Consider the following 15,505-nt stretch of genomic DNA (forward strand, 5'->3'; position numbering starts at 1 on the left):
CGACCGATGCCTGAGCAGGGCTTGGCCGAGGCTTTCGGCGTCACCGAAGAGGCGCGCGCGAAGATCAATCTCGCCCTGCATGTGACGGGCCAGCGGCCGGACGGCTATCACCTGCTCGATATGCTGGTGACCTTCGCAGATTGCGGCGACCGGCTGGGCTTCCTGCCCGCGCAGGCCGATGCCTTCACCCTGTCGGGCCGCTTCGGAGAGACGCTTGCCGGCAACGGCGACACCAACCTTGTGATCAGAGCGCGCGATCTCCTGCGCGAGGCTGTCGGCGCCCTTGCCTTCCCTGTTCACATCCATCTCCAGAAGAACCTGCCCATTGCCTCCGGCATCGGCGGCGGCTCGGCCGATGCGGCGGCGACCCTGCGGGGACTGATGCGCCTCTGGGGCTTGCGATTGCCGGTGGAAACGCTGGCGGCGCTGGCGCTGAAGCTCGGCGCCGACGTGCCCATGTGCCTCGAGAGCCGGCCGCTGATTGCCCGCGGCATCGGGGAGGAGATCGAAGCCGTGCCCGATCTGCCGGCCTTTGCCATGGTGCTGGCCAACCCGCTGAAGGGCGTTTCGACGCCGGAGGTTTTCCGGCGGCTCACGGCAAAGAACAATTCACCCCTGAGGCTCGCACACACCGAAGACTGGCTTGCGGCGATCGGCGCGGCTCGCAACGACCTGGAGCCACCGGCACGCCAAGCCGTGCCCGAAATCGCGGCGATCTCGGCGATGCTGCAGGCTGAGGGCGCTCTTCTTGCCCGCATGTCCGGCTCCGGCGCCACCTGCTTCGGGATCTTCGCCGATATGGCCGCCGCGCGCGATGCGACGGCGGCTCTTCACGAGGCGCAGCCCGACTGGTATTTCCAAGCGACGGAAACGGTTTCGGGAGGCATGTGATGGCAGGTTTGGACGAAAAACGGCCCTTCATCGCCGTCGGCATAGCCGTCCTCACCGTCTCGGATACGCGCACGCCGGAGACGGACAAATCAGGTGACACGCTGGCGGTGCGGATCGCCGAGGCCGGCCACAGGCTGGTCGAGCGGGCGATCGTGCCCGATGACCGGGAGAAAATCGCCGCTCAGGTCAAAGCGTGGACCGAGCGTGATGAGATCGATGTCGTTATCACCACGGGCGGCACCGGCTTTACCGGCCGAGACGTTACGCCCGAGGCGCTGGAGCCGCTGTTCGAAAAGCGCATGGATGGCTTTTCCGCTGTCTTCCACCGTATCTCCTATGACAAGATCGGCACGGCGACCATCCAGTCGCGCGCCACCGCGGGTGTTGCCAACTCCACCTTCATCTTCGCCCTGCCCGGCTCGCCCGGTGCCTGCCGGGACGCCTGGGACGGCATATTGAAAGCACAGCTCGACTATCGCAGCGTGCCTTGCAATTTCGTCGAGATCATGCCGCGCCTCGACGAGCATCTGAAACGCGGCGCAAAGAAATAGACTGGCGCTGCCGTTACAATGCCGCGGTCGCGCCGTCGAAAACCCGATTTAGACTTTCGAGGCCGACGCGCTGGCCTTTGTTATGTGGCAATGCCCGGCAGAGCCGGCATCGAATCCCAGCCATCACCGGACAGCAGAATGCAACTTATGCCGTGGACATCCGTGACGACGAGCGTCCAGGTGCCGCTTTTGGCGGCATAGACCTCGAGAACGGCGTTCTGGTTGACCAGGCCGACGGCGGTAAGCTTCTCACCGAAGTTCCTGTCGAGGAAACTGACGACGTCGGATCGGCCTGCGCAACTGAGCATCGTCTGCGATGCTGCCAAATGCGGATGCGCGATCACCAATGTCGGCAATATGACGGCCAGCATGCCGAAGATCCTACCGCGTACGCCGCAGATCCTACCGCGCATGCGGTAAATCCTACCGCTTGGCATGACGCACCTCCTTTCGCCGGAAACCCGGCAGAAGAGGAGATTTTTCGCCGACCTGTTCTGCCGTTCACCGGCATTCCACGGCACCCGTTGCGAAGCGCGGCGCTTCGGCGGCGCCATAGGTGAATTATAACGCGAAATCCGATTGGGCGCCATCTTTGCGCCATGGCGGGAGTAGTCACCGAAGCGCTTGCGACGAGACCACGTCCCCTCGCCCCGCTTCTACGGGGAGAGGGTTAGGTGAGAGACAATCTCTCAGACAGCGTCGATGCAGCGATGGGCATTCTACCGCGTGGCACGCGCCACCCAGGAAGGAATCAATTCACTTGCAAGCTTGCGGGGCTTCTGGCCCTTGGCGAAGTCGCCAACAGGCATCCCGCTTCTGGCGGCGGCGAGCGCCAGGTTCTTCGGCATCAACAAGCCAAGCTCCAGCGGCGGTCGACCGCGGGCAACGCGCTGGAAGAACGGGCGTCGATAGCCGCGCGACGCGGCAAAGCGCGCTGGTGTCTTATTCAGCGCCACATATTCGGCGATCTCATCGATCCAGCCGGCCTGCGGCCTGGCGCCCGGCTCGATAAAGAGCAGCCATTCGCCTCGGGCGGAGCGCACGATGTCCTTGATATCCCACTGTGAATGGAAACGGCAGCCAGCGGCGTCGGCGACCCGCGAGGTTCCGTCGCGCGAGCCGTGATCAAGCACGATCACATCGCTGACGAGTCCTTCCACCGCGCCTGCCACCAATACCGATAAGGTCTGCGCCAGTTCGGATTCCTGATCCTGGCATTCGAGAACAACCGTCAACATCGATTATTCATAATGCGCCGCACAATTTTTTGCCAGCACCGTTTTGCGTATTTTGTTCTTGCATTGTTCTCATTTTACCGATAGGAATTTAATCATCACAAACGGGCGGAGACAACGGCTTTCCGCTGCGGGAGAATCCGATGAGAGAGCAGTCCCTGGCAGGGCAGGCCGCATTCGCGCCTGCCAATACGGCAGATATTGCCGATGCGATGATCGTGTCCTCCGGTCTTCGGGTCGAGGTTGACCGGCGGCGCGGGCGTGGAGCGGGACTGAACCCAACAGGCCGCTTCGAAGCGCTGCAGCGGGAGACCTTCGACGACGGTTGGCAGACGCTGGAAGAACTGCCACCGTTCAAGACCGTGGTTCAGATCGAAAAGCCGCGCACCGCGATTACACGCAATGAATCGCCGGACCTTTCCTTCGACCGCTCGATCAATCCCTATCGCGGCTGCGAGCACGGCTGCATCTATTGTTTCGCCCGCCCGACGCACGCCTATATGGGGCTTTCGGCGGGGCTCGATTTCGAGACGAAGCTCTTCGCCAAGCCCGATGCGGCGAAGCTCTTGGAGCGGGAGCTCGCCAAGCCGGGGTACAAGGTGAGGGTGATCGCGATCGGCACCAATACCGACCCCTATCAACCGATCGAGAAGGAATGGCGCATCATGCGCGGCATCCTCGAGGTGCTGAACAAGGCGAACCATCCGGTGTCGATCGTCACCAAGTCGGCGATGATCCTGCGCGATCTCGACATTCTGCAGGAAATGGCCGTCAAGAACCTGGTGCGCGTCGGCATCTCGGTCACCACGCTCGACCGCAAGCTTGCCCGGGCGATGGAACCGCGCGCCGCCACGCCGCCGCGACGGCTGGAGACCATTCATGCGCTGTCTGAGGCAGGGATCCATACTGCCGTCATGGCCGCTCCGCTGATCCCGGCGCTGAACGATCACGAATTGGAGCGCATTCTGGAATCGGCGAAGGCTGCCGGCGCAACCGAGGCGAGTTATGTCATCCTCAGGCTGCCGCTTGAAGTCAGCCCGCTCTTTCGCGACTGGTTGCTGCAGCACTATCCCGATCGTTACCGGCACGTGATGTCGCTGGTGCGCTCGATGCGCGGCGGCAAGGATTACGACGCCGAATTCGGCAAGCGCATGAAGGGCGCCGGCCCCTATGCCTGGCAGATCGCCCGGCGCTTCGAAATGGCGGCGAGACGCTTCGAGCTGACACGCCGCAGCGTTCCGTTGCGCGACGATCTGTTCGTGCCACCGGATGGCAGCGGCGTACAGCTGTCGCTGCTCTGATTTTTTAAGCTTGCGCATCGGCTGCTCAGAAAATCCGCCCTGTTTTCGAGCCCCGAGCGCAATTTCCGCGGATGGCCCTGACCGCCTCCATCCGCCGGACCGTCCCCGACCGCCGCCCTGATCCGGGGACTTGCGGGAAATCGGGTTGGCGTGCGAGGTTCAGCCGCATGAAACGTCGCACGCCACCCGATTCTCCCCTGCTTTTCGACACGGTCCCTCTCGTGCCGGATTTCAAGCTCGAGCTCAAAGCCCGCAAGGCCGGCCACTGGCCGGTCGCCGGCGCCGACGAGGCAGGCCGCGGGCCGCTGGCGGGGCCTGTGGTGGCCGCTGCGGTCATCCTCGATCCGAAGCGCATCCCTGAAGGCCTCAACGATTCCAAGCAGCTCTCGGCCCAGCGGCGCGAAGAACTCTTCGCGCAGATCCTGGCGACGGCGACGGTTTCCATCGCCTCCTCCTGCTCGACCCGGATCGACGAAACGGACATACGCAAGGCAAGCCTTGACGCGATGCGCCGCGCCATCTGCAGCCTCGCCATTCCCGCAAGCTACGTCCTGACAGATGGGCTTGATGTGCCGCCCGGCCTCGATTGCCCAGGACAGGCCGTGGTCAAGGGTGACGCCCGCTCGGTTTCCATCGCCGCCGCCTCTATCGTCGCCAAGGTGACGCGCGATCGGATGATGGCGCGGGCGCATCATGTATTTCCCGATTACGGTTTTGCGGCCCACGCCGGCTACGGCACGGCGCAGCACCGCGCCGGCATTGAACAGCACGGCCCCTGCTCCCTGCACCGAATGAGCTTTCGGCCACTGCGGAAGGACGGCGACGAGCCTGAGATGGACGAACTGCTCTCGGAATAGTCGCCGAAAAAAGATCGGCATATTCCGCCTTTAGAGGGGTGCACGCCGGATCAGGAACGGCTCCGCAAGAGGCCAGACAAAAGAAAGATCTATCAACAAGAAAAAGGCCGGGACATGCCCGGCCTTCCTTCATTCCATTCGACACCGCTCAGTTGAGCCGTGTCTTGACCTGTCCGACGGCGTTGCCGAAGAGCTCGGACTGGACCTTGCCGTCGGCCTTCTTGGCGAGCACCGTTTCTGCGGCCGCGATGGCAAGGTCGACGGCGGCGGAACGCACCGCCTTCATCGCATCGGCCTCGGCCTGCTTGATCTTCTGCTCCGAGAGCGCCGTGCGGTTGGCGACGAATTCTTCCGTCTTCTTCTTCGCCTCGGCGGTCAGCATCTCGGCTTCGCGCTCAGCGGCGGCAACGATATGGGCCGCTTCCGCTTCCGCTTCCTTGCGCTTGCGCTGGTATTCAGCGAGCAGATGCTGGGCTTCCTCGCGCAGGCGCTTGGCTTCGGCCAATTCATTGCGGATCTGGTCGGCGCGGTCGTCGAGCGAGCGTGCCATCATGCCCGGAACCTTCAGATAGACGACCAGCGCCAGAAAGAGGACGAGGCCGACAAAGGCGAAGAAAGTCGCGTCGAAATGAAATTCCATCGATCAAGCCTCCTTCTTGGCGGCCGCGACGGCGGCGGCGACTTCTGCCTGCGCAGCGCTGCTGCCGATCAGCTGTTCGACGACGGCGGCTGCCGTTTCCTCGGCAATGCTGCCGACGTCGGCGAAGGCCTTGGCCTTGATGTCGGCGATCCGAGCTTCCGCAGCCTTGATCTTTTCCGACAGGCTGGCCTCGACGGTGCGGCGATCCTCTTCGGCCTTGACCTTGGCGGCGTCGCGGGCGGCGGAACCGATCGCGTGGGATTTGGCGCGAGCAGCGGCCAGTTCGCCTTCATAGGTCTCGACGGCGGCATCGGCTTCCGCCTTCAGGCGGCCTGCTTCTTCCAGGTCCTGGGAGATGCGCGTGTGGCGCTGGTCGAGGATGGCCCCGATGCGCGGCGCAATGACCTTTTGCATAAGGAGGTAGAAGACGCCGAACGTAATCACCAGCCAGAGCAGCTGGGATGCGTAGGTCGTCGAATCGAAAGGCGGGAACGGGCCGCGGGCGTGTTCGCCTTCGGCAACACCGGTCTCGGTATGGACCTCGCCTGCGGCCGGAGCGGCATGCGCATCCGTGCCGGTCGCTGCCGCCGGTGCTTCTTCAGCGTAAGCCGGGGTCACAAAAAACATGCTCACCTCCAGGTGGACTGCAAATGCAAAGGATCACGGCTTGCGGTCGCAGGCCGTGATCCATCTATTCGCCGATATCAGACAGCGAAGAGGAGGAGGAGAGCGACGAGCAGCGAGAAGATGCCCAGAGCTTCCGTAACGGCGAAGCCGAATACCAGACGGCCGAACTGGCTGTCAGCGGCAGACGGATTGCGCAGAGCGCCGGAGAGGTAGCTGCCGAAGATATTGCCGAGGCCGAGAGCCGTACCGGCCATACCAAAGCAAGCCAGGCCTGCACCGATGAACTTTGCTGCTTCCGCTTCCATGTTGAACTCCTTTGAAATGGTTGTTGCGGCGAATGACTGACGCCCTGGAGACGTCGTTGTCGTTATCCTTAGTGCCCGCCCGGATGGATTGCGTCGTTGAGGTACATGCAAGTCAGCACCGCGAAGACGTAAGCCTGAAGGAAGGCGACGAGGAACTCGAGACCGGTCAGGGCGACGGTCATGATGAGAGGAAGAACGGCGCCGCCGACACCGACCGCACCGAGGGTTCCAAGCGAGGCGACGAAGCCTGCGAACACCTTCAGCGTGATGTGACCGGCGAGCATGTTGGCGAAAAGACGAACGGAGAGCGAAATCGGACGGGACAGGAAGGAAATGATTTCGATCGAGACGACCAGCGGCAGCAATATGCCGGGCACGCCCGAGGGCACGAAGACATTCAGGAAGTGGAAGCCGTGCTTATAGAAACCGTAGGCGAGCACCGTACCGATGACGAGAATCGCCAGCGCGAAGGTGACGATGATCTGGCTGGTGATCGTGAAGAAATAGGGGAACATGCCGAGCAGGTTCGCCGTCAACACGAACATGAAGAGCGAAAAGACCAGCGGGAAGAACTTCATCCCCTGCTTGCCCGCGCCCTCTTTCAGCATATTGGCGATGAATTCATAGGACATTTCCGCGACCGACTGCGAACGGCCCGGCACGATGGCGCGGTTCGAGGTCGAGAAATAAAGGAAGCCTGCGGCAACGGCTGCCGAAGCGACCATGAAGAGCGATGCGTTGGTGAACGAAAAATCAATTCCGCCGATTTCGATCGGCACAATCTTCTGGATCAGGAACTGATGAGTCGGATCGTTAGACACCGCTTGTTCTCTCTCTTTGGCCCGCAGGACGCGGGGTCATTGCACTGGACCGGGACCGGCCCCCTATTTCTTGTCGTCCTTGTCCAGAGGGTGGGCCACCACCCCCGCAGAACGCAGCACGTTCAGAACGCCGGCACAGAATCCGAGAAGCAGAAGAACAATCAACCCCCAAGGCGCCGTGCCAACAAAACGGTCGAGAAGATAGCCAAGGACGGCGCCGACGACGATCGCGGAAATGAACTCGCTGGAAAGCTTCATCGCCTGGGCATAACCTTTGCGGCTTTCCTCGGCGCGGGCTTCGCTTGCCTCTTCCACTTTCGCCTCTACGCGCTTGGTCGCGAGTTCCGCTTCCAGCTGCGCACGGCGCTTCTCAAGACTTTCCTCGCGGTCGTCCGCCATGGATCTCTCCTCGCCTGCCCGTCGCCCGCACTCCCGCTACCCCGGTCATTCGGACCCCGGACGCGAAGGTTGAGACCCTTCCGGCCCGTTCTGAAGTCGCGCGCAACATAGTTTTAGGGCTTGGTATAGTCAAGGCGTAGACGACTTCTGTCCAGCGAGAAAATAAATTCGTGAAATCAAATGGATAAGTCGATTTCCGGCCGAGCGCGCAAATTCGACGGGAAGAATCCGCTTTTGGGGGCGGAAAATCGGCATCGCCCAACGCTTTCTCTCAGCTCCAACCGCCGCCATAGGTGCGATAGAAGACGTGAAGACCGATGCGCCCGACCTTTTCCATGGTCTTTGCCCATTTCGGGCGGACGTAAACGGCATGGTAGTGCGTCGCCGAACCCACCTGCGGCAGCCAGATCCTGCCTGATGTCACCGCCATGGCCACATCGCGGGCGACCCGCCAGTGATATTGCGAATTCACCCGGTCCTTGATGGCGTCGCAGGCGAAGGAAAACTGGCAGCGGTTGCGCCAATCCTCGTTCTGGTAGACGACGCCGCAGATGCTCTTGGGATAGGCGGGGTTGCGAACGCGGTTGAGTATGACCTGGGCGACGGCCGCCTGGCCCTTCACCGACTCCCCGCGCGCCTCGAAATATATGCCTGAGGCAAGGCATTGCTGCTCGCGGGCGGAAAAGACGCTCGGCGGCAGCACGCTTGCGGCCCAGGCGTGGTCGCCCGGACCGATCTGGGGGACGAAGCGGCCGCTTTCCGGTTCGGTCAGGATCGAATCGAACGGCGAGTGGCGGGCATAATCCGGTGCCGCCGGCGCATAGGCGGTGGCAAGCACGTCGGCCTTGTTGCTGGTGACGAGGCTTGCGAGCATCGCCGGCACGCCGACCTCCGGCCTCACCGGCTGTTTCCTATAGAAAGAGGTGGCGATCTCGATTTCCCTACCCTGGATCTTCGGCTTGACGAAAGCCGACCTGTCCTTGAGATCGAAATTCGGAGTGAACAGCATCTTGGTGCGCTCAAGAATGGAGCCGGCGGAAAAGTCTTTCGGCGGCTGCATCTTCTCGATGGCGACGACGCGGCCCTTCTTCGTGCCGCGAATGACCCGGTCCTCGTCCGGCGTGTCCTCGTGCCCCTTGTCCTTGGCCGTAAATGCCACCTTGCGGCCGTCGGGCAGCACCATGCCGGCGCCTGAGGCGATCGAGCCGGTCGCTGCCGGATCGGCGAAGGCGAGCTCGGCCTGATGGTTGGAGCCGGCCGGCGAATTGGTCAGCACCATGCGCCAGCTCTCCCCCTCACGGTCGAGACCGGCAAGCATAGTGGCGAGATCGGCGTGGGAGGCAACGCTCGGGAAGATCAGCCAGCCGGCAAGTCCGAAGATGACGGGCGACACCCAGTTCTCGGGAAGAAGACGCAGCTTGCTACGGGAAGGGCTCTTTCGACGCAACACGAACTCCGGGCATGGAACGCGGGAACATGCCATCGAAAATCTCTCATTAACCTTGATGCCTGGTTAACGAGGCGTGCCGGAAAGTAGCAGTGTGAGTTTTTGGATGTTCTAATATGGCTGATAACTTCGTCCACCAGGAGCCGCTGCGCTCCTGGTGGCGCTATGCCTGTTGACCTGAACCTGCGGGGCGAGTTCGACGGAAACGAATCCCCAATCTCCGTCGTCCTCGGCCTTGAGCCGAGCGCCCATGCCTCAGCTGCTGGTGGGTGCGGTGTGGATGCTCGGCTCAAGGCCGAGCATGACGGAGATTAGGTGGCGGAAGGGCAAATCCAAAGCGCGGGCGCTGAAGTCAGCAATCACTTCCCATCCCATCAAATAATAACGTGCGAGCCCAGCTCCACCACGCGGTTGGCCGGCAGGCGGAAATAGTCCGAGGGGTTGGCGGCGGCGTTGGCCAGCGCGATGTAGAGCCGGTCCTGCCAGTAGGGCATGCCCGACTTGGCATCCGGCACCAGCTTGCGACGGCCGAGATAGAAGGAGGTCGACATGATGTCGAACTTCAGTCCGGTCTTGCGCAGCGTCGCGAGCGCCTGCGAGACGTTCTGCGATTCCATGAAGCCGAACAGCAGTTCGACACGGGAGAAACGCGGGGAAATCTGCTCGACCTTGTAGCGGTCCTGGCTCGCCACCCGCGGCTTATTGACGGTGCGGATCGTCAGGATGACGTTGCGGTCGTGAAGCACGTGGTTGTGCTTGAGATTGTGCAGCAGGGCGGCGGGGGCCGATTCCGGATCGCTGGTCAGGAAGATCGCCGTGCCCGGAACCTGGGCCGGCGAATGTTCGCTCTTGCGCTCGATGGAACTGACGAAGGAGGCGAGCGGAATATCGGTGTGCCGGGTCTTCTCCATCAGGATCGCGGTGCCGCGGCGCCAGGTCCACATGACGACGGTAAAGGCGGTGGCGATCAGGATCGGGATATAGCCGCCATCGTGGATCTTCAGAAGGTTGGCGCCGAGGAAGATCATTTCCAGCACGACGAGTGGCGCGAGCGCGATCACGGCGACCGGCAGCGACCAGTTCCAGCGTGCGCGGACGAATTCGAAGGCCATGATCGAGGTGACGACCATGGCGCCGGTGACTGAGATGCCGTAGGCGGTCGCCAATGCGTCCGAGGTCTTGAAGCTCAGCACCAGAAAGATGACGCCGAAGAACAGCACGGCGTTGACCGACGGCACGAAGATCTGTCCCGTATTGGTTTCTGAGGTGAAAAGGATTTCCATGCGCGGCAGGAAGCCGAGGTTGATGCCCTGGCGCACCAGCGAAAAGGCGCCCGTTATGACGGCCTGGCTGGCGATGATCGTCGCCGCCGTCGCCAGGATGACGACCGGCAGCAACGCCCATTGCGGATACATCAGATAGAAGGGGTCGGACATCGTCATCGGATTGCCGAGGACGAGCGCACCCTGCCCGAGATAATTCAGCGTCAGCGCCGGAAACACCAGCAGGAACCAGGCCCATTGAATCGGGCGGCGGCCGAAATGGCCGAGGTCGGCATAAAGCGCCTCGGCACCCGTTACCGTCAGGAAGACGGCACCGAGCACGACGACGCCGTAAAAGCCCTCATGCAGCAGGAAGCTGACAGCATAATAGGGGTTGAAGGCGGCGAGGATGCCGAAATCGTCCGAGATATGGGAGATGCCGGCGGCGGCCATGACGAGGAACCAGAGAGCAGTGATCGGCCCGAAGAACTTGGCGACGGCGCCGGTGCCGCGCGATTGCACGACGAAGAGCAGCGCCAGGATCACCACCGAGATCGGCACGATATATTCCGCCAGGCTGGGCGTGACGAGTTTCAGACCTTCGACCGCCGACAGCACCGAAAGTGCAGGCGTGATCATCGCATCGCCGAGGAACAGGGCAGCGCCCATCAGTCCGAGCAGCATCAGCAGTGCGGTATGGCCGTTGGCGGTCTTCATCAGAAGGGCGAGCAGCGACAGCGTGCCGCCCTCACCGTCGTTGTCGGCGCGCAGCAGGAAGAGGACGTATTTGATGGTGACGATAATGGTCAGCGCCCAGATCATCAGGGAAATAAGACTGATGATCTCGAAACGGGTGACGCCGTCATGGGCGACGGGCTTCAGCGCTTCGCGAAATGCGTAGAGCGGGCTCGTGCCGATATCGCCGTAGACGACACCAACGGAACCGAGCGCGAGATAGAACAGCTTGCGCGGCGTCATGTGGCGTTCGTGCGGATCGCTCTCTTCGGACATGAAATTTCAACAGGCTCTTCAGAGCCAGCCTTTCCAGCGAAAAAAGAAAAAGGGGATGACGGCTGATATTACCATCAAGGCCAGCGAATAGGGATAACCCGCCGCCCAGGCCAGTTCCGGCATGACCTGAAAATTCATGCCATAGATGGAAGCGACCAATGTCGGCGGCAGGAACACGACGGAGGCGATCGAGAAAATCTTGATGATCGAGTTCTGTTCGATGTTGATGAGGCCGAGTGAGGCGTCGAGCAGGAAGGTGATGTTGCCGGCGACAAAGGAGGCATGCTCCGACAGCGATTGAATATCGCGCGAGACGGTGCGGCAGAGCTCCTTCGCCTCGTGGTCCTGGTGGATCGCCGGGACCGTGTAAAAGAACGTCAGAAGCCGGGAAAGCGAGCCGAGACTGTCGCGCAGCTTGCTGATCATGCGGTGATGACCGGCGATATCGCGCAATTTCTGCTCGAGGTGGTTCGAAGGCTTGCGGACCTTATTCGCCCTTCCGAAGACATGCGTCGACAAGATGTCGATGCGCGAGACGGAGGTTTCGAGGATTTCGGCGGTCCGGTCGACGATCGTCTCCAGCAGCTTGGCGAGAAGGGCCGCGCCGCTGCGCCAGTTTTCCGGCAGCCGGTGAAGGGCCGCGATGAACAGCGCAAAGGATTTCGGTTGGGCGTAGCGGATGGTGACCAGGCGGTTTCCGGCCAGGATGAAAGCGACATCGGTCAGCGTCGGCGCGTCGGTGTCCGCCTTCCAGACGAGCGAAGCGGTCATGAAGACGGCGTCGTTTTCGATATAAAGGCGAGCCGACGGTTCGATGTCCTTGAGATCGTCGCGAGTCGGGACCTCGATGCCGAGAACCTTCTCGACATAAAGCTCCTCCTCGCGGCTCGGCTCGAGCATATCGATCCAGACGACATCCTCGGGAAAGGATGCCGGCTGCGAGAGATCGCGGATCTCGACCGATTTGCAATTGGAACGGTAAGCGGTGATCACCGGCAGCGTCTCCGATGCTCACGACACTTCGCGGTCATCATCTTCATTGCAAGCCTTTCCATCCGTCCGCCATCGCGGCAATGCGAGGGTGGCTCGTTCCAGGCCCAAACGGAAGCGGATCAAGAAAGTTCATACAACTCCGGCTGCATCCGGCCTCGAAAGCCAGCATGCGCATTGTGCTCCACCGCATCGCAGTTACCAATCCCTTCGACCTTGCGGGCGGTCCGGGACCTTCGAAACGAAGACGGCCGTCATTGAGCATCTGCAGCAATGCCATCATGGCGCCGCGGCATATGAAGCAAAGCCGTGAAATAATCAAGACATCTTCCGTGAAGCGCGGCTTTTCACCACATTTCCCGCACAATTCGAGATGGTCGCAACGGTGATTCGGCGCTTCAGCGCTTTGCTGTCATGCGCTCCGGCCCGGAAGTCCTGCCCATAAACCGAGACGTTATTCAAAGACGATCGCCGGCGCCGAGCGCTGGGGCTGGCCGCCGAGCTGCTGCCACACCTTGGCGGCGATGCCGCGATAGATGCCGGCAACGACGCCGTTCGGATCGGAGGCGACGAGCGGCGTGCCGGCATCGGACGTTTCGCGGATGTTCATCGTCAGCGGCACTTCACCTAGGAAGGGCACGCCGATGCGCTCGGCCTCCTTGCGGGCGCCGCCATGACCGAAAATGTCGTAGCGGGTGCCGGTGTCGGGTGCTATGAAATAGCTCATGTTTTCAACGATGCCGAGAACCGGCACCTCAACCTTGCGGAACATGTTGAGGCCCTTGCGGGCATCGATCAGGGCGAGATCCTGCGGCGTGGAAACGATGACGGCGCCGGCAAGCGGCACCTGCTGGGCCATCGTCAATTGCGCATCGCCGGTGCCGGGCGGCATGTCGACGACGAGAACGTCGAGCTCGCCCCATGCCACTTCGCGCAGCATCTGCATCAGGGCAGACTGGACCATCGGTCCGCGCCAGATCATCGCCGTCTCCTCGTCGACGAGGAAACCCATCGACATGACCTTGAGGCCGTAATTCTCCATCGGATTGATGATACGGCCATCGATCTGCGTCGGGCGGCCGGAGATCTTCAAGAGCCGCGGCATTGACGGGCCGTAAATATCGGCATCGAGAATGCCGACCCGGAGACCGTTGGCGAGCAGGCCGAGCGCCAGGTTGACGGCGGTGGTGGACTTGCCGACACCGCCCTTGCCGGAAGCGACGGCAATGATGGCGCCGATACCGGGGACACCGATCTTGCCGGCGCGGGGCGGCTGTTGCTGCGGCGCATGCGCGTGGCCCCCATGATCATGACCGGCATGACCGTGGGGCGGGTTCGGCGCCGGGCGGGCAGCGGGCGCCGCGGCGGCCGCCTTCTTGTCCGCCGTCAGCGTGACGAGCGCACCCTTGACACCCGGCATCTCCTTGATGACGCGCTCGGCGGCGAGCCGCATCGGCTCCAGCTCCTTGGCGCGTTCGGCCGGAACGGTGATGGAAAAATAGACCTTGCCGTCGGAGATGAAGACATCGGAGACCATGCCGAGCGAGACGATGTCGTGTTCGAGATCCGGTCCGCGCACGGTCTTCAGCGTTTCGAGAACCTGTTCCTTGGTGACGTCGGTCATTCCACCCTCATTGCTTTTTCTCGCAGACTACGGCGCCACGCGTCTTTCAAGGCGCGCACATGATTTTAGCTTCGGCCAATTCCGACCAAGGCATGAAATCATGCGGTAGAGATAGTGGAGCCGCACGTCTTCGCCAAACAAAATCATCGGAAGGAAAATCAATTGGCCGGCTGCGAAAAACGCCGGCAGGGACCCCGAATCCGCTGCGGCCATCAAGTCCGCCGGGCTTATCGCCCTGATGGCCGCAACGGTCTCTCTCCCCAAGAACCGGCGCAATGCGGGGCGAATTAGCGCAAGCCGAAAAAAAGGCCAGTGAAAAGTGACCCGGAAGAGGAAATCGTAAACAGCTGCGCAAGAAGCGGTGCCAAAAGGCAACAACCGCCACCGACGCCGAAGGCCGGGAGAGAAGCGGCGTCGGCGTCGAGCAGCGGTGTGTCGGCCGCGCCATTTCCTGGCGCTGGTCATCAAAGTCCCCTCTGGACCTCTGGCAAAGGAGATGCAGAAAGCGTGCCAGATGAAAAAATCGGGAAAAGCGCCGAGAAGCGCCGCGGCAACATCCCGGTTCTGCCTAAGCGCTGAGCGGACGGCCACGGCGCGCCGCCATCTTTGCGACTTATTTGATCAGGCCGATCCGCAGTGCCTTGGCGACCGCCTGGGTGCGGTTGACCGTGTCGAGCTTCTTGGTGGCGCGGTTGAGGTAATGATTGACCGTATGCTCCGACAGCGTGAGGATTTCGGCAATCTCGGCGCTGGTCTTACCGGCCGCCGTCCAGTTGAGGCAGTCGATCTCTCGGTCGGTTAGCGAATCCGTCATGCGCGTATCGAGGTTGCGGATTTCGGCAAGCCTGTCAAAGACATGGATGGCGATATAACAAAGCTCGCGCATTTCGGCGGCGCTGAAGGGTTCGCGGTCGCCGGAGAAGGAGACGGCACCGCGCAGGCCGGAGGCCTCGTGGGTTGGGAAATAGGCGCCGCGTATCATCCTGAAACGCTCGAACAACCCCGTGACCAGGACGGACTTGCCGTCGTCCCGCGCCCAGGCCTCCCGCGACATGTCGTAAAAGAAAGGCCGCGTCGATGTTCTAAGCCGCCTTAAAACCGGGCTGTTCACCATCAGCGCTTCCTGGTCGTAGAGCGCCAGAAGCTCGGCCGGCCAACTGGTGATGACGGTGTTGGCCTGCAGGTCGAGAGAGGTGATCGGCGGCAAGTTGAGAACCATGAAGGCGCGACTGCGATAGGCTTCCGTGACGCGTTTCAAGAAACGGAAAATATCGAACTGCGTCTTCAGGCCGGCGATTTCGTTGATATAATCGTCTTCTTCAGTGGATGCCTGTGACAAGGGTGCCATCACATTTCTTCATCTTCGACACAGCAGTCGGGAAATCCCACGCGAATTCTGCCGCCGCAGTTGGTTGGACTCTATCAGGAAATACGATCTGTGGTTGGACAAAAATGGGCTCGGCACTCGGCGTTCCGCGTATGGCCCATGATTGAGTGCAATTTTTCGCGCAGCAGTTGTCCTGATTCGCTTGAAAGCTCATATC

Annotated in this window: 16 protein-coding genes; 4 read left to right on the forward strand and 12 right to left on the reverse strand. The window is 61.7% G+C overall.

The annotated features are described in order from the left end of the window. Positions 1 to 6 precede the first annotated feature (6 nt). Together PH551_RS20740 and moaB are read left to right on the forward strand one after the other, a co-directional pair. A complete protein-coding gene (locus PH551_RS20740; protein ID WP_285194732.1) occupies positions 7 to 891 on the forward strand; it encodes a 4-(cytidine 5'-diphospho)-2-C-methyl-D-erythritol kinase in 885 nt (294 codons plus the stop codon). Continuing rightward, positions 891 to 1,442 (forward strand): molybdenum cofactor biosynthesis protein B, encoded by a 552-nt coding sequence (gene moaB / locus PH551_RS20745; RefSeq protein WP_097597764.1) that lies wholly within the window; start codon positions 891 to 893, stop codon positions 1,440 to 1,442. The genes PH551_RS20740 and moaB overlap by 1 nt, the downstream gene beginning before the upstream one ends. Positions 1,443 to 1,522: 80 nt before the next feature. Here moaB and PH551_RS20750 read toward each other — a convergent pair whose 3' ends face one another. Continuing rightward, complete coding sequence (locus PH551_RS20750; RefSeq protein ID WP_483315437.1) at positions 1,523 to 1,855, reverse strand: hypothetical protein; 333 nt, start codon at positions 1,853 to 1,855, stop codon at positions 1,523 to 1,525. 306 nt (positions 1,856 to 2,161) lie between these two features. Next, positions 2,162 to 2,680, reverse strand: a complete 519-nt coding sequence (locus tag PH551_RS20755; protein WP_285194735.1) for a glycosyltransferase family protein — start codon at positions 2,678 to 2,680, stop codon at positions 2,162 to 2,164. Positions 2,681 to 2,820: 140 nt separating this feature from the next. On the opposite strand from PH551_RS20755, the gene PH551_RS20760 reads away from it, so the two are divergent. Beyond that, positions 2,821 to 3,978 (forward strand): PA0069 family radical SAM protein, encoded by a 1,158-nt coding sequence (locus tag PH551_RS20760; RefSeq protein WP_285194737.1) that lies wholly within the window; start codon positions 2,821 to 2,823, stop codon positions 3,976 to 3,978. A gap of 167 nt (positions 3,979 to 4,145) precedes the next feature. After that, the gene (locus PH551_RS20765) at positions 4,146 to 4,835 is read left to right on the forward strand and encodes a ribonuclease HII (protein ID WP_285194738.1); all 690 of its coding nucleotides are present in this window, start codon (positions 4,146 to 4,148) and stop codon (positions 4,833 to 4,835) included. Positions 4,836 to 4,983: 148 nt separating this feature from the next. Here the strand turns inward: PH551_RS20765 and PH551_RS20770 are convergent, their stop codons facing one another. The 10 genes from PH551_RS20770 to PH551_RS20815 all read right to left on the reverse strand — a co-directional run bounded on the left by PH551_RS20770 (position 4,984) and on the right by PH551_RS20815 (position 15,309). Next, entirely contained in the window at positions 4,984 to 5,475 is a 492-nt protein-coding gene (locus PH551_RS20770; protein WP_085777143.1) for a F0F1 ATP synthase subunit B, read from the reverse strand. Between the two features lie 3 nt (positions 5,476 to 5,478). After that, the gene (locus PH551_RS20775; protein ID WP_285194739.1) at positions 5,479 to 6,102 is read right to left on the reverse strand and encodes a F0F1 ATP synthase subunit B; all 624 of its coding nucleotides are present in this window, start codon (positions 6,100 to 6,102) and stop codon (positions 5,479 to 5,481) included. 77 nt (positions 6,103 to 6,179) lie between these two features. Next, complete coding sequence (locus tag PH551_RS20780; protein WP_003588243.1) at positions 6,180 to 6,407, reverse strand: F0F1 ATP synthase subunit C; 228 nt, start codon at positions 6,405 to 6,407, stop codon at positions 6,180 to 6,182. Between the two features lie 68 nt (positions 6,408 to 6,475). After that, entirely contained in the window at positions 6,476 to 7,228 is a 753-nt protein-coding gene (locus PH551_RS20785) for a F0F1 ATP synthase subunit A (protein ID WP_085777141.1), read from the reverse strand. 63 nt (positions 7,229 to 7,291) lie between these two features. Continuing rightward, positions 7,292 to 7,627 carry an AtpZ/AtpI family protein gene (locus PH551_RS20790; RefSeq protein ID WP_085777140.1) on the reverse strand — a complete coding sequence of 112 codons (336 nt, stop codon included), beginning with the start codon at positions 7,625 to 7,627 and terminating at the stop codon, positions 7,292 to 7,294. A 271-nt stretch (positions 7,628 to 7,898) separates the two neighbouring features. After that, positions 7,899 to 9,110 carry a cell wall hydrolase gene (locus PH551_RS20795; protein ID WP_285194765.1) on the reverse strand — a complete coding sequence of 404 codons (1,212 nt, stop codon included), beginning with the start codon at positions 9,108 to 9,110 and terminating at the stop codon, positions 7,899 to 7,901. 338 nt (positions 9,111 to 9,448) lie between these two features. Further along, positions 9,449 to 11,347 (reverse strand): potassium transporter Kup, encoded by a 1,899-nt coding sequence (locus PH551_RS20800; RefSeq protein WP_085777138.1) that lies wholly within the window; start codon positions 11,345 to 11,347, stop codon positions 9,449 to 9,451. An 18-nt stretch (positions 11,348 to 11,365) separates the two neighbouring features. After that, positions 11,366 to 12,340: a magnesium transporter CorA family protein gene (locus PH551_RS20805; protein ID WP_285194766.1), complete on the reverse strand. Its 975-nt coding sequence runs from the start codon at positions 12,338 to 12,340 to the stop codon at positions 11,366 to 11,368. A gap of 451 nt (positions 12,341 to 12,791) precedes the next feature. Continuing rightward, positions 12,792 to 13,961: an Mrp/NBP35 family ATP-binding protein gene (locus PH551_RS20810; RefSeq protein WP_285194767.1), complete on the reverse strand. Its 1,170-nt coding sequence runs from the start codon at positions 13,959 to 13,961 to the stop codon at positions 12,792 to 12,794. A 613-nt stretch (positions 13,962 to 14,574) separates the two neighbouring features. Then, positions 14,575 to 15,309 (reverse strand): LuxR family transcriptional regulator, encoded by a 735-nt coding sequence (locus tag PH551_RS20815; RefSeq protein ID WP_285194768.1) that lies wholly within the window; start codon positions 15,307 to 15,309, stop codon positions 14,575 to 14,577. Positions 15,310 to 15,505: the final 196 nt, after the last annotated feature.

Origin of the sequence: Rhizobium atlanticum (genome assembly GCF_030182485.1) — a bacterium.
Lineage (GTDB): Bacteria > Pseudomonadota > Alphaproteobacteria > Rhizobiales > Rhizobiaceae > Rhizobium.